Genomic DNA, 18,385 nt, shown 5'->3' on the forward strand with positions numbered 1-18,385 from the left:
TGCCACCACCAGGAAGCGAGAACCGATGTCCCGACCGCTGCCGCTCGCGCTGGCGCAGGAATCACCGCTGGCCGCGACCGCGCCGCCGGACGAGTTCGCCGCCCAGGTGCAGGCCCTGCTGGCCGCGCACCCCGAAACGCGACTGGTGCTGTACCCGGAACTGCACCTGTGCGGAGTCACCGGACCGGACCGCGACGCCGAGCTCGAAGCGGCCGCCGAACCGCTGCACGGCGCCCGCACCCGTCGGCTCGCCGAACTCGCCGGTGACCTGGGAATCTGGCTGGTTCCAGGCAGCGTCTGCGAACGCGGTGAGCAGGGCGAACTGTTCAACACGGCGCTGGCGTTCTCGCCGCACGGCGAGCTGATCTCCTGGTACCGCAAGGTCTTCCCGTGGCGGCCCTACGAGCCCTACGACCCCGGTGACCGCTTCGTCGTGTTCGACGCGCCCGGCATCGGGCGGCTCGGGTTCAGCATCTGCTACGACTCCTGGTTCCCCGAAGTGACGCGGCACCTGGCGTGGCTGGGCGCCGAACTCGTCCTCAACCCGGTGCAGACCACCACGCCCGACCGGGAGCAGGAACTCGTGCTGGCCCGCGCGCACGCCATCACCAACCAGATCTTCGTGGCCGGCTTGAACGCCGCCGCACCGGTCGGCACCGGCGACAGCCTGCTCGTCGGCCCCGAAGGTCACGTGCTCGCGCGAACCGAAGGCGCGGCCGCCACGACGCTCACCGCCACCGTCGACCTCGACGAGGTCCGGCGCGTGCGCACCGAAGGCACCGCCGGGCTCAACCGCATGTGGGACCAGTTCACCGAATCCGACGCGCCGATCGCGCTACCGCTCTACGACGGCCACCTCGACCCGCGCCGCTGGCGCCCCGCCGACCCCGGAGCCCCGAGGCCCGCCACCCGCACTTCGCTCCGAGAGGACTCCTGATGTCCGAAACACCCGCGCTGCACCGGTCGTTGCGGCTGAGGTCGGTGGTGCTGTTCGGCGTGGCCTACATGGCGCCGATGATCGTGCTCGGCACCTTCGGCGTCGTCGCGGCGGAGACCAGCGGCTCGGTGCCGACGGCCTACCTGCTGGCGATGGTGGCGATGCTGTTCACCGCGCACAGCTACGGGAAGATGGCCGCCGCGCATCCCGTCGCGGGCTCCGCCTACACCTACACGCGGCGGACCCTCGACTCCCGCGCCGGGTTCCTCGTCGGCTGGGCGGTGCTGCTGGACTACTTCTTCCTGCCGATGGTGATCTGGCTGCTCGGCGGCACCTACCTGCAGGCCCAGTTCCCCGCGGTGCCGTTCTGGTTGTGGATCGTGGCGTTCATCGCCGCCACCACCTGCCTGAACGTGCTGGGGATCAAGGTCGCGGACAAGGCGAACTACCTGCTGATGGCGTTCCAGGTGCTCGTCATCGTGATCTTCGTGCTGCTCTCGCTGCGGCACGTGTTCCACACTTCGGGCGCGGGGGCGTTGCTGAGCGCCGAACCGTTCCTGAACCCGGCCACCACCGCCGCCGGGGTCTCGGCAGGCGCCGCGCTGGCCGCGTACTCGTTCCTCGGGTTCGACGCGGTCACCACGCTCACCGAAGAGACGGTGGATCCGCGCCGCACGATGCCGCGGGCCATCCTGCTCATCACGCTCATCGGCGGCGGCATCTTCGTGGTGGTCGCCTACGCGACGCAGCTGGCGCACCCCGGGTCCGCCTTCGCCGACGCGGATTCGGCGGTGTTCGAGATCGCCCGCACCATCGCCGGGGACGCGGTCGCCGCGCTGCTGCTGGCGGGGCTCGTCGTCGCGCAGTTCTCCTCCGGCCTGGCCGCGCAGGCCGGGGCGGCGCGGCTGCTGTTCGCGATGGGCCGGGACGACGTGCTGCCGCGCCGGTTGTTCGGCCGGGTGCACCCGAGGTTCCGCACTCCGGCGGTGAACATCGCGCTCACCGGGGCGGTCGGGCTCGTCGCGATGTTCCTCGACGTGTCCACGTCCACGTCGTTCATCAACTTCGGCGCGTTCGTGGCGTTCACCGCGGTGAACCTGAGCGTGATCGGGCTGTTCCTGCGCCGGCGCAAGGAAGGCGAGGCGCTGCCGTGGTGGTCGCACGTGCTGCTGCCGGGCATCGGGGCGCTGATCGACCTGTGGCTGCTGGTGAACCTGGATCCGGCGGCGTTGACGCTCGGCATCGGCTGGCTGGTGCTCGGCACCGCCTACCTCGCGTACCGCACGAGCCTGTTCCGCCTGCCACCACCGGAAACCCAGGACACCCCCGACCCGCACCCCGCCGCCGAACCGCACCCCACGAGGTGAACGCCCCTCCGCCCAGCACCGGTCGAACATGCCGTTCACCCACCGGCGCCATCAGGTGAGCGCCTCCGTCGCCCGGTCCTACCGGACGAACGGGCCGTTCACTCCAGCGGCGTGGTCAGGTGCATGTCCCATTGGTGGAGGAGGCATTGACCTCAGGGGCTCGTGGGTCAGCCGACGTAGTTGAGCTTCTTGATGCTGATTCGGGCGAGGAGGCGGTCTTCTTCTTGTTCGCCGCCGAACCACGGGTACGGCATGCCCAGGTAGCGGTGCGAGAGCTCGTGGATGTGCTCCACGGCGCCGTCGTGGCGGATGTCCACGACTCGGCCGCGCAGCGCGTAGTAGCGGGCGGAGTGCTCCGGATCGGTGACGTTCACCGCCACCCGCGGATCGCGGCGCAGGTTGCGCACCTTCTGCGAACCTTCGACCATGTTGATCAGCACGTGTTCGCCGTCGGTGTCGCACCAGGTCTGGGTCAGCTGCGGAGCACCGTCCGGCATCGCCGTGGCCACGAAGCACGGACTCGGCTTGCGGAGCAGGTCCAGCAGGTCCTCGGGCAGTTCCATGACGGCGCCTCCTCGCTGGTGGGTTCGAGTCAGCGGCGATGGTCGCACGCGCGGCGCCCCGGTGCGCGATCATGCGAGGACGAACGGCGCGGACTCGTCCGGCACGCGACCATGCGCGGAATCGTCGGCGCGCGATCATGCCATCGGGCTGGTCCGGTACGCGAGCAGCGGGGTGAACGTGCGCCCGGACGGGTCAAGCGTTGCCGAGGGCTCCGTCGATCTCCGCGCCGGTGAGGACTCCGGTCGAGTCGGGAAAGGTGCCGAAGTCGACGATCTGCCGAGCCGCGTGCACCACCGCGCTCAACGCGGCGCGGGACAGGGTGGAGCCGAGGCTCACCCGGCGCACGCCCAGCTCGGCGAGCCCGGCCACCGACAGCTCGCGGGCGGCGCCGACCGCGAGCACGTTCACGGGCTTGGTCACCGCCGCGCACACCGCGCGGATCGACTCGGCGTCCGGCAACGCCGGAGCGTAGAGCACGTCGGCACCGGCCTGCTCGAACGCGCGCAACCGGCGGATGGTGTCGTCCAGATCCGGGCGGCCGTGCAGGAAGTTCTCGGCTCGCGCGGTGAGGGTGAACGGAACCGGCAGTTCCCGCGCCGCCTCGGCCGCCGCCGCGATCCGCTCCACCGCGTGGTCGAAGCCGTAGATCGGGTCACCGTCACGGCCGGTGGCGTCCTCGATGGAGCCGCCCGCCGCACCGGCCTGCGCGGCGGCGCGCACCGTGTGGACGACGTCCTCCGGGGCATCGCCGAAACCGTTCTCCAGATCGGCCGACACGGGCAGGCCGGTCGCCTCGGCGACCTCGCGCACGTTGTGCAAGGTGTCGTCCCGGCCGACCCGGCGGGCACCGTCGCGGCGGCCCATGCGGTGCGCGAGGCCGCCGCTGGTGGTGGCCAGCGCGGCGAACCCCAGTCCCGCGAGCAGCCGCGCGGTGCCCGCGTCCCACGGGTTCGGGATCACGAACGCCCCCGGCCCGCGGTGCAGGTCGGCGAACGCGACGGCGCGTTGATGCCGGTCGGCTGCGGTGAGTTCCATGAACGTCCTCTCCATTCCGGGAAACGGGCTCTCGGCGCCATTGTTTCCCGAAACGGCCGCGGCGCGGGCAGCCGCGCCGCACTCAGTCCGGCACGCCGGCGCACTCCCGACACGGGCAGTGCGGACAGTCCAGCGAGTGCAGGTAGCGCGGAGCGCCTGCGGTCCTGTCGCACAGCAGGCAGGTGAGGTCACCGTCGTCCGCGATGATCTCCTCGTAGGGCACGGGCGTCATCCGGTCGCTGGAGTCGATGCGCTTGTGCGGGGCGCCGACCGCGACGATCAGGTGATCGGTGATCGCGCCCACCGCGTGCGGCACGGAGCCTTCGACGAGGAACGTCTGCCCGGCCTGGGTCTCGTGGATCCGCCCGCCGTAGGTGATGGTGCCGACCCCGGCGACCACCGTCAGCACGTGGTGGCCGGGATGGGTGTGCGGCACGAATCCCTGGCCCGCGGGAAGCCGGATGAGGTCGGCGCCGATCTCACCGTTGGTGGCGAGCTCCCGGCCGCTGGCCGACGCGGTGCCGTGCAGCTGAACCTCGAGCCCGGAGTGGTCCACGCGCAGTTCGGTGTGGTCGGAGTTGAGGGAGTTCTTCGCCCAGGTGGCGATCTCCAGGGGATGGTCGTCGCGCCGTGTCATGCTCACTCCTCGTCCGTCGGGCGGGCCGTCCAGATGACGCCGCCGAGATCGTGCCTTCCGGCACGCAGCACGGAGCAGCCGACGATGGCGTGTCCGTCGTGCCGGAGCCGGCGCAGCCTGCTCCACCGGTTTACGCGGTGACCGGTCCCGCCGTCGTTGAGGAACGTCCACACTGGACCGAGCGCCCAGGGCCCTTCTCCGGTGGTGGTTCCCGTCGCGTGCGGCAGCAACAGCAGCCGCCCGTCTTCGATCGTCGTCTCCTGGCCGAACGGGACCGCCACGGCAGGGGCGCCTTCGGCGGCCGCCACCTCCGCGGCGAGTTCGACGTGGGCCGACAGCGGCCAGGCCGCGGCGAGCTTCGAGCGCCACACGGATTTCGCGGCCGCCAGTTCCGCGCTGTCCGGGCTCGTCCAGTGCTCGCGGAGGAAGTCCAGCGCTCCGAACGCCACGTCGTCCTCGGCCGTCGCGGTGCGCGGGGCGTGCGCGGCGAGTGCCTGGATCTCCCCGGAATCCGGTGCGTGCTCCAGCATCCGACGGGCCGTCACCGCCGCGTACGCCAGCAGCCGTTCGTACCGTCCGGGAGCCTGCCGTCGCGCGGCCAGCGACGCGCCCATCTTCGATCGCTGCGGCTTTCCGGTCGCGGTGGCGCGGAATCCGCCGAAGCGCAGCACCGCCGGGCGCAGCGCGGTGTGCTCGCACAGGTGCTGGAGCGCGTCCACCTCCGCGTCGGCGGTGACCAGGCCGATCTCCTGTCCCAGCGCGGGTTCCGCGACGCCGACGGCGGCGAATCGGCCGGTGAGGCCGTCGGTGCGCCAGCCGCGTTCGACCTCCAGCGGGTAGTGCTTCTCGCCGCCCCGGTTGATCCGCTCCTTGGTGCGCCCGTGCAGTACGAGCAGTCCGTCGCGCAGTTCGCCCAGGTCACCGGTGCGCAGCCAGCCGTCGAAGGTGACCGCCTCCGCGGTGGCGGCCGGGTCCTCCCAGTAGCCGTCCATCAGGTCGGGCGTGCGGATCTGCACTTCGCCGGAGTCCAGCCGCAGTTCCGTCTCCGGCAGGGCTTCACCGACCGGCGGGAACCGATCCAGGTACTGCTCGGCGAACCCCGCTCCGTCCAGGCAGGGCATGGTGAAGCTGAAGTTGACGGCCTCGGTGAGCCCGTAGCCTTGCCGCAGCCGGGGACCGTAGGTCCGGTGGAACCGGCGGACCAGGTCTCCGGTCAGCGGTGCGGCGGCGGTGATCAGGTAGTCGAGTTCCGGTGGCCACTCGGGAGCGGCGTCGAGCAGGTCCGCCAGCAGCGCCGGGACGATCGACGCGGTGCGCGCTCCCCCGGCGGCGAGCTCGGCGAAGTACCCGGCCGGGTCGAACCGGGAGTGCAGCACCAGCCGCGCCCCGGTGAGGTGCGTGCCGAGCAGCGACATCACCAGCGCGTTGCAGTGGTACAGCGGCAGACACGTCCCATGTGGACGGTCTGGTGAGATTCCGTGCAGCGCAGCGGTTTTCGCGGCGTTGCCGAGCACGGCGCGACGGCTGAGCCGGACGCCCTTCTGCCTGCCGGTGGAGCCGGAGGTGAACATGATGAACGCGAGTCCCGCCGCGTCCGGGTGCTCCGGCGAGTGCCCTGTGGCGCGCACCTCGACGGTACCGGCGACGGTCTCCACCACGGCGCTCGCCCGGACTCGACGCACGATCTCGGCCGGGTCGGTCCCGCGCGGCGCCAGCGGGACCGCGACGAGTTCGTGGTCGAAGCAGGTGAGCAGCACCGACGCCAGATCGGGACCGTTGGGCAGCCGGATGACGACCCGAGCTCCGGCGGGCAGCGCGGCCAGTTCGGACCGGTACGACATCACGGGACACCTCGTTTCAGAGTTCCGAATTTCCCAGGGCGACGCGAGTTTCCGACCGCGTCACGACGCGCCGTCGCGCAAGGTGGCCGGGCGGAGGTCGGTCCAATGCTCTTCGACGTAGGCCAAGGCCTCTTCCCGCGTCGCTCCGTCGAGCACCACGTCCCAGCCCGCGGGGACCTCGGCGAACCCGGGCCACAGGGAGTGCTGGAGTTCGGTGTTGCGCAGCACCAGGAAAGCGCCGTCCTCGTCGTCGAACGGGTTGGTCATCGGTCCTCCTCGTGTTCGGTGTGGTCACGCAGGTGCCCGCGCAGGATCGTGCCGAGCTCGCCGACGTGCTTCGGCTGCATGAGCCGGTGGTGCGGGCGGTCGATCCGGTAGGTGGTGAACGGCCCGTTGAGATGAGCGCGCCATCGTTGCGGATCCGCACCCTCCTGGGTTCCGATGTGGACGGTGTCACCGCCGTGGACTCCCGGCCGATGCCCCGGCATCAGGTTCGCGTTGTGCCGGGACGTTTCGACGAGATCGGCGATGTCCTGCTCGGTGAGTTCGGCGAGCGCACTGCCCTCTTGCCGCAACGCGGCCGACACCTCGGCGAACCCGCCCTCCACGCCGTGGTCCCGGCCGATGGACGTGAGCAGCACGCGGTGAATCCGCTCCGGGTCGATCACGTCGTCGCCGGCGGGTTCACCGCCGAGCGGCGGGTCGATGAGGCACAGCAACCCGGCTTCGGCACCGAGCCGCACGGCCATCGCGTGCGCCACCAGACCACCGAACGACCAGCCCACCAGGTGATACGGCCCCGTCGGGCGCACTGAGCGGAGTTCGGCGAGGTAGCGCTCGGCCATCGCGTCGATGTCGCGCGGCAGGTCCGCCACTCCGCCCGCGCCGAGCCCTTGCAGGCCGTACACCGGGTGCGCCGGGTCGAGGTGCGCCAGCAACCCGGAGTACAACCAGGCCAGCCCGCTCAGCGGGTGCACGCAGACGACCGGCGCGGCGTCGCCGCCGGTGCGGAACGGCACCAGATGCCCGGCGGGCGCCTCGGCGGCACCGAGCACCCGTTCCAGCCCGGCGGGCGTTCCCGCGGCGAACACGTCCCGGATGTGCGGCCGGATGCCGAACGCCGCCTCGACGCGATCCACCAGGCGCACCGCCAGCAGCGAATGTCCGCCGAGTTCGAAGAAGTTCTCCGCCCGGCCGACCCGTTCCACGCCGAGCACCTCGGCGAACACCGCGCACATCGCCTGCTCCGACGCGGTGCCCGCCGTGTCGGGCTCGGCGTCCGCCCGGCCCGGGTCGGGCAGCCGGTCGCGGAGCAGTTTCCCGTTGCGCGACAACGGAAGCTCATCGGTGGTCAACAACCGCGACGGGATCATGTGGGCGGGCAGCCGCTCCGCCAGGTGCGCGCGCACGGACGTCAGGTCCACCTCGCGCGGCACCAGGTGGCCGCTGAGCCTGCGGTCCTGGTCGTCGTGGTCGTGCACCGCGACGCCCGCCGCCCGCACCTGCGGATGTTCGGTGAGCACCGCTTCGATCTCCCCGAGTTCCACGCGGTGTCCGCGGATCTTGATCTGGTCGTCGTCGCGGCCGTGGAAGCGCAGCACGCCGTCCACGTCGCGCGAGGCGAGGTCACCGGTGCGGTACATGCGGGTTCCGGGCGGACCGAACGGGTCGGCGACGAACCGTTGCGCGGTGAGCGCGGTGCGGTGCAGGTAGCCGGTCGCCACGCCGCGCCCGGCCAGGTAGAGCTCACCCACCACACCAGGCGGAACGGGGTTGAGCCACCGGTCGAGGACGCGGCAACTCGTGTTCCACAGTGGACTTCCGAGCGGCACCGCCGCCGGTTGCGCTCCCGCCACCGGATGCGCGGCCGACCAGACCGTGGTCTCGGTGGGTCCGTAGCAGGCGAGGACCTCGCAGCCGAGTTCACCGAGCCGCTCGGCCAGTGGTCCGGGCACGAACTCGCCCCCGATCACGGCCCGCACGCCGTGCAGGTGCCGCGGCCGTTCCGCGAGCAGCGTGTGCCACAGCGACGGCGTGGCCTGCATGGCTCGCACCCGGTGCCGATCGATGAGGTCGAGCAGCAGCGCCGGGTCGCGGGTGGCGTCCCGGTCGGCGAGCACAACGGCCGCGCCGGTGACGGCGCCCAGGTACAGCTCCGGCACCGACATGTCGAATCCGGCGGGTGCGGTCGCCAGCACCCGGTCCCCCGGCCCGAGCCGCAACCGCTCGCCCAGTGCGCACAGCAGGTTCAGCACGGAGTCGTGCGGGACCACCACCCCCTTCGGCCTCCCCGTCGAGCCGGACGTGTAGATCACGTACGCGGTCCCGGCCGGGATCGATGCGGGCTCACCGGGGCCGTTCGCGCAGGTGAGCGACCCGGCCTCGTCGTGGGTGACGATCAACGCGGGGCGGGCGTCGTCGAGCAGGTCGGTGGCGCGGCGCGCCGGGAGATCCGGTTCGAACGGGAGGTAGGCGGCGCCGGTGGCGGTCACCGCGAGCATGGCGGCGAGCAGGTCGGGGCCACGGCGCAGGCCGAGCGCGACGAGCCGGCCAGGCCCAGCGCCGCGCGCGGTGAGTTCGGCGGCGATCCGGCCCACCCGCTCGGCGAGCTCCCGGTAGGTCAGCTCCCGATCGTCGTGGATCAGCGCCGTCGCCTCCGGGGCGCGTTCGACCTGGGCCGTGAACAGCCGGTGCACCGTTCCGGTCGGCACCTCCCGCGCGGTGCCCTCGCCCAGCAGCCGGGTCCGCTCGGTCTCGGTGAGCACCGGCAGCTCGCCGATGCCCCGATCCGGTTCGGCGACGGCGGCCCGCAGCAACCGTTCGAGGCGGCCGATGAGCGCCCGTGCGGTGGCCGGGGTGAACAGTTCCGCGTCGTACTCCAGCACACCGCCGATCCCGGCGAGCGCACCGCGTTCGTCGTACCCGGGTCGCAGGCTCCACAGCAGGTCCATCCGCGAGGAGGAACCGTGCAGGTCCAGGGGTTCGACGGTCGTGCCGGGCAGGTCGAACTCGGTGGGCGGGGTGTCCTGGAAGGCGAGCATCACCTGGAACAGCGGGTGGTGCGCGAGTGAGCGCGGCGGCCGCAGCACTTCGACGAGCCGCTCGAACGGCAGCTCCTGGTGGTCGAACGCGTCCAGGTCCACCGAGCGGATGCGCCGCAGCAGCTCGGCGAACGTGGGTTGCCCGGACAGGTCCGCGCGCAGCACCACGGTGTTCACGAAGCAGCCGATCGCGTCGTGCAGCGCGGCGTCGCCCCGGCCCGCGACGGGCGTGCCGATGGGGAGGTCCTCGCCCGCGCCGTGCCGGTGCAGCAACACCGCGAGTGCGGTGTGCAGGACCATGAAGAGGCTGACGTCGTGGTCGTGGGCCAGCCGGGCCGCCGCCGCGTGCAGGTCGGCGCCGAACTCGATCTCGACGGTCTCCCCGACGTGCGCGGAGGCGACCGGACGCGGGTGGTCGGTCGGCAGCGCCAGGAGCTCCGGTGCTCCCTTCAACGTCCGCGTCCAGTGCTCGACCTCGTGATCGGTACCGATTTCCCGTTGCCACAGCGCGAAATCGGCGTACTGCACGGCATCAGTGGTCCACTGTGGAATTCCGCCGCCGGTTCGTGCGCGGTAGGCGAACGACAGGTCGCGTGTCAGCGGCGCGAACGACCAGCCGTCGGCCGCGATGTGGTGCAGCAGGATCAACAGCACGTGCCTGCCGGGCGCCGTGGTGTAGAGGGTGACGCGCAGCGGCGGCTCGGACGCCAGGTCGAAGCGGCGCGCGGAGTCGGCGGCCAGCCGCTGCGCCAGTTCCGCATCGGGCACCGGGACGTGCTCGAACGACAACGTGTCCGAGTCGAGAACTCGTTGCCATGGCCGGTCTTCCGCTACCGCCACCACGGTGCGCAGGATCTCGTGCCGGTCCACCACGTCCTGCCACGCCGCCCGCAGCGCGTCCGGGTCCAGCGGACCGCTCAGCCGATGCGCGAACCGCAGGTTGTAGGTGGCGCCGAACTCGTCGAACCCGCTGATGAACCACAACCGCCGCTGCGCGGGCGACAGCGGAACGCGCTCGGGGCGCCGGCCCGCGCGCAGCACCGGACGGGACGCCGAGTCCTGCTCGACGATGCGGCCAGCGAGCGCCGCCACGGTCGGCGCGTCGAACAGCGTGCGGATGTCGAGTTCAACGCCCAGGCCGGAGCGGATCCGGTTGATGAGCCGAGTCGCCAGCAGCGAATGCCCGCCACAGTCGAAGAAGCCCTCGTCCACGCCGATGCCCGGCAGGCCCAGCGTCGCGGCGAACGCCTCGCACAGAAAGCGCTCCGCCGGAGTGCGCGGCGGCCGTCCCGGCGCCCGTCCCGACACCGGGCTCGGCAGCGCCCGCCGGTCCAGTTTCCCGTTGGGGGTCAACGGGATCTCCTCGATCGCCGACACGAACGACGGCACCATGTGCCGGGGCAGCACGGCCGCCGCGTGGCCGAGCAGCACCTGCGGGTCGACCTCCGCCGCGAGCACCACGTAGGCCACCAGGCGCGGGCCACCGGCGTCCTCGCGGGCGAGCACCACGGCTCGGGTGACCGAATCGTGCCGCTCCAGCACGTGCTCGACCTCGGACGGCTCGATCCGGAATCCGCGCACCTGCACCTGCTGGTCGATGCGCCCCAAGTACTCCAGCGACCCGTCGGGCAGGTATCGGGCCAGGTCGCCGGAGCGGTACATCCGGGTGCCGGGCGGCCCGAACGGGTCGGCGACGAACCGGCCCGCGGTGAGCCCCGGCCTGCCGAGGTAGCCGTCCGCCACGCCACGGCCCGCGACGTAGAGCTCACCGGGACAGCCCGGCGGCACCGGGCGCAGCGCGCCGTCGAGCAGGTACAGCCGCAGATCGTCCAGTCCGGAACCGACGACGCTGCGCGTCTCCGCCGGATCGCGCAGTTCCAGGTAGGTGCTGTGCACGGTCGTCTCGGTGATCCCGTACATGTTGATCACGCGGGGGCCGTGTTCGATTCGGTCCCGGATGCGCGCCGGGTCCAGCGCCTCGCCCCCCAGCACGACGACGCGCACCGAGTCCGGCTCGGCTCCGGCCTCGACGAGCTGGTAGTACGCCGACGGGGTCTGCGCCAGCGCGGTGACCTGTTCGCGGGCCAGCAGTTCCCGGAACTCGCCGGGCGCCCGGCTCACCTCGAACGGCACCACGACCAGCCGCCCGCCTCGCCCGAGTGCGCCCCACAGCTCCCACACCGACATGTCGAACGCGTAGGAGTGGAACAAGGTGTGCACGTCGGCCGGACCGAACCCGAAGTGCCGGTCGGTGATCTCCAGCAGCCGGTGCACGTTGTCGTGCGAGACGACCACGCCCTTCGGTGTGCCGGTCGAACCGGAGGTGTAGATGACGTAGGCGGTGTCGCCCGGCGTGATCGGCACCCCGAGGTCGCCGTCGGCCATCCCGGCCGCGGCCGCCTCGACCGCGTCGTCGTCCAGCACCAGCACGGATACCTCGGCGGGCAGAGATCCGGCCGAACATCGCAGCGACACCACGAGTTCCGGGGCCGCGTCGGCCAGCGTGGCGCGCAGCCGCTCCGCCGGGTGCTCCGGGTCCAGCGGCAGGTAGCCGGCGCCGGACTTCAGCACCGCCAGCAGCGCCACCACGAGTTCCGGGCCGCGCGGCAACGCCAGCGCCACCAGCCGCCCCGGCCCCGCTCCCCGTGACACCAGCAGCCGCGCCAGCCGGTTCGCCCGCGCGTTGAGCTCGCCGTAGGTCAGCCGCCGCGCCCCGAAGGACACCGCGGGCGCGTCCGGCCGGTCCGCCGCGTGCCGTTCGAACAGCTCCGGCAGCACTCCGGACCGGTGCTCCGGCGGCGGCGCGGGCGCGCGGTATTCGCCGGGCAGCAGCAGGTCGATCTCGCCCAGCCGCGCCGCCGGTGCCGCGCTGAGCCGTTCCAGCAGTGCGCCGAGCCGTTCCAGCAGCAGCCGCGCCGCCTGCTCGTCGGCGACGTCCTCGCGGTGGTCGAGGCGAAAGCCGAGCCGGTCGCCGGGCAGCACGATCAGCGACAGCGGGTAGTGCGTGCCGTCGGACACCCGCAGGTCGGTGATTCGCGGTTCCGGCAGGTGGCGCTGCGCGTCCTGCCGGTCCGGCGGGTAGTTCTCGAAGACGAGGACGGTGTCGAACAGTTCGCCGTGCCCGGCGATGGCCTGCAGCCGGGTCAGGTCGACGTGCTGCTGCTCCAGCACCATGAGCTGCTGTTCACGCAGCGCCGCCAACGCTTCGGCCGCGGTGCGGTTCGGATCGAGGCGCACCCGGACCGGCACCGTGTTGATGAGCAGCCCGACGATGTCCTCCACTCCGGGCAGCTCGGCGGGACGTCCGGAGACGGTGGCGCCGAACACCACGTCGTCGCGCCCGGTCATCGCCCCCAGCAACACGCCCCAGGCCAGTTGCACGAGGGTGTTGAACGTGAGCCCGTGGTTTCGCGCGGCGCGCCGGATCCGTTCGGTCGCGGCGGCGTCGAGCTCGTGGTGCACCCGCCCGTGCCGCGCGGCCCCGCCGCCGGGCGCGGCCACCAGCGTCGGTTCGTCCACATCGGACAACAACTTGCGCCATGCGGAGTCGCGCGCGGTCGAGTCCTGTTCGGACATCCATTCCAGGAAAGCCCGGTACGGCACCGGATCCGGCAACGGCTCGGCCGCGTACAGCGCGAACAGATCTCGGATCAGGATGGGCATCGACCAGCCGTCGATGAGGATGTGGTGCGTGGTCAGCACGAACACGTGCCGCTCCGGCCCGGTGCGCAGCAGCGCCGCGCGCAGCACCGGCGGATCGCCGAGGTCGAATCGGCGGGCGCGGTCGGCGTCGAGGTAGCGGGTCACGTCGGCCTCGGTGGGCGCGTCGACCTCGGTCCAGTCGACGACGAACCGGGACGGCCACAATTGCACCGGAGCGCCATCGGTTCCGTGCCGGAATCCGGCGGTGAGCTGCGGATGCCTGCGCAACAACGCGTGCACCGCGCCCCGCAGCGACGCGGCGTCGAGCGCGCCCGTGAGCTCGAATCCGAACTGCACCAGATACGGATCGGTGCCGTGCCGGTCGAACAGGGAGTGGAACAGCAGCCCCTGCGCCAGCGGCGGCAGCGGCAGCACCTCGCCGCCGTCGCGTTCGGTGCGATGCCGCGCCTCGGCGGCCAGCTCCGCGAGCACCTCGAACCAGCGCCGGGCGAGCTCGTCGACCTCGTGTTCCGGCACGAGCTCGCCCGCCCAGGACCAGTTCGCGGTCAGACACGGGCCGTCGGCACCGTCGGTGATCAACGAGTCGAGTTCGATCGGATGGGCCATCGGCAGGTCGGCGGGCATCGCCGACCCGAGCACCCCCGACCACGGCTGCGGACCCCAATCCTGCTCACCCGGGGCGTCGAACCGCCCGAGGTAGTTGAACCCGAGCTGCGGGCGGCTACCGGTGGCCAGGCCCGGCGCGCTCTGCGGGTTCAGGTGGCGCAGCAGTCCGTGGCCGATCCCGTTGCGCGGCACCGAATCCAACGCGGCGCGGACCCGGTCGATCGGCTCGTCCCACCCGAAGTTCTCGGGGCGCGCACCTCGGAGGTCGAACCGCACGGGGAACCGGGTGGTGAACCAGCCGACGGTGCGCGACAGGTCGAGTTCCTCGGTGAATTCCTCCCGCCCGTGCCGCTCCACGTCGAGCAGCACCGCGTCGTCCGCGCCCGGTCGGTCGCTCACCGCCAGCGCGAACGCCGCGAGCAGCAGGGTGTCGACCGGGCAGCCGAACACGGCGGCGGCGTGGTGCACCAGTTCGCCGGTGACCTCGCCGGACAGCGTCAGCGAGCGGTGCGCGCGGGTGGCCTCCAGGTCGGTCCACGGCGACAGCGGCCGCGAGGTCAGCCGCGAATCGGAGGCCTCGGCCAATTCCTTCCACAGTGGATACTCGGCCTGCACTTCGGGCTGTTGCGCCCGGTCTCCCAAAGCACGCGCCCATTCTGCGAAGGAGGTGCCGATCGGGTGCGGTCGAGGTTCACACCCCTCGGCGACGGCACGTCCGGCCTCGCGCAGGTCGTCGAGCAGGATCCGCCAGGACACGCCGTCCACCGCGAGGTGGTGCACGGCGAACACCAGCGTTCCCGGCTCCGCACCGGCGTCGAGCCACACCGCCCGCACCACCCGGCCCGCCGCCGGATCCAGGCTTGCCTGCGCCGATCGCACGTGCTCGGCGGTGAGCTCCCGCAGTTCGACCTCGGTCCGGCCTCGGACGTCCTCGCGGACCAGCTCGCACCCGGCGTCCTCGGCGACCGACAGCGACCACAATCCGTCCGTTGTGGATAGTCGTAAGCGCAGCATGTCGTGCTGTGCCACCACGGCGTGCAGCACGCTTCGCACGCGGTCCTCGTCGAACCCGGCAGGCGTCCGCACCACCGCGCACTGCGCGAAGCCCGCCACCGAGCCGCCCAGCTCCCGGAACCAGTGCATGATCGGCGTCAACGGCAGAAGCCCGCGGTCCGCGGTCCGTTCGCGGCGGACCGGCGCGGCGGGAGCTCCGGCGTGCTCGGCGAGCTCGGCGACGGTGGGATGCCGGAACACGTCGGCGGTCCCGATCCCGAACCCCGCCCGTCGTGCCCGGCTGGCGAACTGGATCGCGGTGATGCTGTCGCCGCCGAGCTCGAAGAAGTCCGCGCCCGGCGACACGTCCGCGAGCCCGAGCACCTCCCCCACCAGCGTCCGCAGCACCTGCTCGGCGTCCGTCGCGGACTCCGGGAGCACCGCTCGGGCAGTCGCTCCCGCGGGCGCGGGCAACGCGGACCGGTCGAGTTTTCCGTTGCGGGTCAACGGGAACTCGTCCACGAACACGATCTCCGACGGCACCATGAACGCGGGCAGCGCCGCGTCGGCCCGCGCCGCGACCGCGTCCGCGTCGGGCTCGTCGGCCACCACGTAGCTCACGATGCGCCGCCTGCCGGGACGATCCTCGCGCAGCATCGTCGCGACCTGCCGCACCCCGGGGCGCCGTGCAGCGCGGCATCGATCTCACCGAGCTCGATGCGGTAGCCGCGCAGCTTCACCTGGCCGTCCGCGCGCCCGGCGAACTCCAGCAGCCCCTCCGCGTTCCACCTGGCCAGATCGCCGGTGCGGTACATCCGCTCGCCCGGCGGGCCGGACGGGCAGGCCACGAACCGGTGCGCCGTCGCTCCCGGCGCACCGAAGTACCCACGAGCCATCCCCGCGCCCGCCAGGTACACCTCGCCGACGACTCCGGGCGGCACCGGCCGCAGCGCGTCGTCGAGCAGGTGGATCCGCTTGCCGTCGATCGGCGCCCCGATCGGCACCGTCGCGGATTCCCGTGCCGTCATGGCCGGAACCGGCAGCCGGGTCGCGAACACCGTCGTCTCCGTCGGCCCGTAACCGTTGATCACCGTCAGTCCCGGCACCGCGTCCTGCACGCGACGCACGGCGGCGGGCGACACCACGTCGCCGCCGGTCCACACCTGGCGAACTCCGGTCAGGCAAGCCGGATTCTCCTCGCTGAGCGCGTCGAACAGGCCCGCCGTCAGCCAGAGCCCGGTGACACGGTGCGCGGCGATGGTCTCGGCGAGCACGCCCAGGTCGGCGGAGTCCGGCGGAGCCAGCACCACCTCACCGCCGGTGAGCAGCGGCACCCACAGCTCCAAGGTCAACGCGTCGAAGGCGTGCGGCGAGTGCAGCAGCACCCGCCGCGCGCCGCCCTCCGCCCACCACCGGTCGGCGGCCAGCCGCACCAGGTTGTCGTGGGTGATCGCGACGCCTTTCGGGACGCCGGTGGAACCGGACGTGAACATCACGCAGGCGAGCCGATCCGGCGCCGGTTCCACGGCCGGTGCGGCGGGTGCCGCTCGTCGCGGGTCGGCGAGGTCGAGCACCGGGCCTCGATCCCGGAACCACGTGGCGAACTCGTCGGTCGCCACATTGGTGACCAGCAGCTCGATCCCTGCGGTGACCGCGATGGTGCGCAGGCGGTCCGCCGCGTCACCCCGGTGCAGCGGCACGTAGGCCGCGCCCGCCCGGACCACGGCCAGCACCGCCACCACCAGGTCCACGGACCGTTCCACCAGCAGTCCGACCGGTGATTCCACGCCCACTCCGGCCGCGACCAGCCGGTCGGCGAGCGCGGCGGAGCGGGCGTCCAGCTCGCGGTAGGTCAGGCGCTGCCCCGTCGCCGCCGAGGACACCGCGACCGCCTCGGGCTCGCGACCGACCCGCTGGGCGAACAGCGCGACCGCGTTGTCCGCTCCCGTGGTCGACGGTGCCCCGGAACCCGCCGCGAGCACCTCGGCCCGCTGCTCGGGCGACACCGTCTCCAGCTGTCCCAACGGGGTGTCCGCCGGTAACTCCGCCAGCTGGCTCAACAACCGCAGGAACCGGTCCCGAGCCGCCGCGAGCAGGTCCTCGTCGTGGTTGGCGGGGTTCGCGTCGAAGTCGAACCGGAGCTCCCCGTCACCCCGGTCGTAGGCGACCACGGAAAAGTCCTCCGACGGCGGGGCCTGCACGTTGTGCACGCTCGCCGAGCAGTCGCCGAATCGCAGGCCGTAGGCGAACTTCTGGATGTTCACCACCGGACCGAACAACACCCGGCCGTCCTCGGGATAGCCGAGTTCGCGGCGCAACCGCTCGCCCCGGTACCGCTGACGGCGCTGCACCTCGGCGACCTCGGCGGCGACCTGCGCGGTGAACTCGCCGAGGGTCGCGGCCGGATCTACGCGCAGCCGCAACGGCAGCACGTTCGCCGACATCGACGGCACGGTGCGGCTGAGCTCCGTGGCCCGCCCCGGAACCGGCAGGCTCAGCACCACGTCGCGGCTGCCCGTCACCGCGTGGGTGTGCAGCGCGGTGGCCGCCACGATCAACCGCGACCAGCGCTGCCCGAGCCGCTGCGCGGCGGCGCGCAACTCGGCGAACCCGGTCTCGTCCAGGCCGTCGCTCAGACGCAGCGACCGCGCCGAGGCCGCCGCCGGACGCGCCGCCATGCTCAGGAATCCGGGACCGTCCGCGAGCCGGTCCAGCCACCACCGCCGGTCCGCGTCGAACTCGGCGGAGCGCCGGTATTCGTTCTCTTCGGACAGCAGCGCGGCCGACGCGGACCAGCCGCCGGCGGGCACCGGCTCACCGGAGGCATGGTGCCCGTAAATCTCCGACACGCGCTGGGAGAACAGCGTCATGCCGACACCGTCGAGCGCGATGTGGTGCACCCACTGGAACAGCAGGTGGCGGTCGTCGGCGATCCGCAGCACCGAGGCGCCGAACAGCGGGCCGGTCGCCAGGTCCACCGGCCGGTCCAGTTCCGCGCGCATCAGGGCCAGCGCCGCGGCGTGCGGTTCAGGCTCGGCGCGGAGGTCCCGCACGGCGATGTCCGGCTCACCGGTGCGGGGGCGGCGACGCGGACGGCCGTCGGCGCCTTCGGCGAACGTCACGTTGATCGCCTCGGCGTCGCGCGCGGCGAGGCGGACGGCCGTCACCAGCGAGTCGACGTTCAGCGGCCCGGTGATGTCGACGTACTCGCCCCACAAGTACTGCGAGCGCGCTTCGGAGCGGGCCTGCTCGGCGATCCAGATGCCGAGTTCGGCTTCGGACACGGGCGATTCGACGGAGTTTCCGCCCAGGTTCATCGGTCATCCTCACCGGCAGTGGTCTGCGCTGTGTCGGCCTCGGATGGCCGCGCCGGTACCGGGGCGGCCCACGAGACATCGGCCCCGGACAGCACGGGGCACGATGGCGTTATCGGTGGTTCGGATTCGTTCGATCTCGTCCGGTCAGCGGCGAAGGCGCTGAACCGTGACCGCCTGGAAGGCCTTGCGAGCTCTCTTTCCGGGATACCTGAAGAGTTGATCCCGCAGCGACGAAGTCGCTCAGCCGCGACCCGCGAGCACTCGCGGAATGTCAGGGCGACGTTCGCCGTATCTCGTCCGGCTGCAGCTCCCGCTCGGTGGGCGGCGATCTTCCTCGCTCACGTGCCGACCCTTGCACGCGCGAAGCGATCAGTCGACACAAAG

The 18,385-nt window shown here is 72.2% G+C and carries 9 protein-coding genes; 2 read left to right on the forward strand and 7 right to left on the reverse strand.

Annotation, left to right across the window (positions count from 1 at the left end):
• Positions 1 to 25: 25 nt before the first annotated feature.
• Both H2Q94_RS19905 and H2Q94_RS19910 read left to right on the forward strand, forming a co-directional pair.
• Positions 26 to 937: a carbon-nitrogen hydrolase family protein gene (locus H2Q94_RS19905; protein ID WP_243788716.1), complete on the forward strand. Its 912-nt coding sequence runs from the start codon at positions 26 to 28 to the stop codon at positions 935 to 937.
• Positions 937 to 2,304: an APC family permease gene (locus tag H2Q94_RS19910; RefSeq protein WP_243788717.1), complete on the forward strand. Its 1,368-nt coding sequence runs from the start codon at positions 937 to 939 to the stop codon at positions 2,302 to 2,304. The genes H2Q94_RS19905 and H2Q94_RS19910 overlap by 1 nt, the downstream gene beginning before the upstream one ends.
• Positions 2,305 to 2,471: 167 nt before the next feature.
• On the opposite strand, the gene H2Q94_RS19915 is transcribed toward H2Q94_RS19910, so the two are convergent.
• The 7 genes from H2Q94_RS19915 to H2Q94_RS19945 all read right to left on the reverse strand — a co-directional run bounded on the left by H2Q94_RS19915 (position 2,472) and on the right by H2Q94_RS19945 (position 18,001).
• Complete coding sequence (locus H2Q94_RS19915; protein ID WP_243788718.1) at positions 2,472 to 2,867, reverse strand: TIGR03618 family F420-dependent PPOX class oxidoreductase; 396 nt, start codon at positions 2,865 to 2,867, stop codon at positions 2,472 to 2,474.
• A 193-nt stretch (positions 2,868 to 3,060) separates the two neighbouring features.
• On the reverse strand, positions 3,061 to 3,903 hold the full coding sequence (locus tag H2Q94_RS19920; RefSeq protein WP_243788719.1) for an isocitrate lyase/PEP mutase family protein: 843 nt from the start codon (positions 3,901 to 3,903) through the stop codon (positions 3,061 to 3,063).
• Between the two features lie 82 nt (positions 3,904 to 3,985).
• The gene (locus H2Q94_RS19925) at positions 3,986 to 4,540 is read right to left on the reverse strand and encodes a cupin domain-containing protein (RefSeq protein ID WP_243788720.1); all 555 of its coding nucleotides are present in this window, start codon (positions 4,538 to 4,540) and stop codon (positions 3,986 to 3,988) included.
• Positions 4,541 to 4,542: 2 nt separating this feature from the next.
• The gene (locus tag H2Q94_RS19930) at positions 4,543 to 6,381 is read right to left on the reverse strand and encodes a class I adenylate-forming enzyme family protein (RefSeq protein ID WP_243788721.1); all 1,839 of its coding nucleotides are present in this window, start codon (positions 6,379 to 6,381) and stop codon (positions 4,543 to 4,545) included.
• Between the two features lie 60 nt (positions 6,382 to 6,441).
• Entirely contained in the window at positions 6,442 to 6,648 is a 207-nt protein-coding gene (locus H2Q94_RS19935) for an MbtH family protein (RefSeq protein ID WP_243788722.1), read from the reverse strand.
• Entirely contained in the window at positions 6,645 to 15,341 is an 8,697-nt protein-coding gene (locus H2Q94_RS19940; protein WP_243788723.1) for a non-ribosomal peptide synthetase, read from the reverse strand. The genes H2Q94_RS19935 and H2Q94_RS19940 overlap by 4 nt, the downstream gene beginning before the upstream one ends.
• Positions 15,302 to 18,001 carry an amino acid adenylation domain-containing protein gene (locus H2Q94_RS19945; protein WP_243788724.1) on the reverse strand — a complete coding sequence of 900 codons (2,700 nt, stop codon included), beginning with the start codon at positions 17,999 to 18,001 and terminating at the stop codon, positions 15,302 to 15,304. The genes H2Q94_RS19940 and H2Q94_RS19945 overlap by 40 nt, the downstream gene beginning before the upstream one ends.
• Positions 18,002 to 18,385: the final 384 nt, after the last annotated feature.

The organism is Saccharopolyspora gloriosae (genome assembly GCF_022828475.1).
Classification (GTDB): Bacteria; Actinomycetota; Actinomycetes; order Mycobacteriales; family Pseudonocardiaceae; genus Saccharopolyspora_C; species Saccharopolyspora_C gloriosae_A.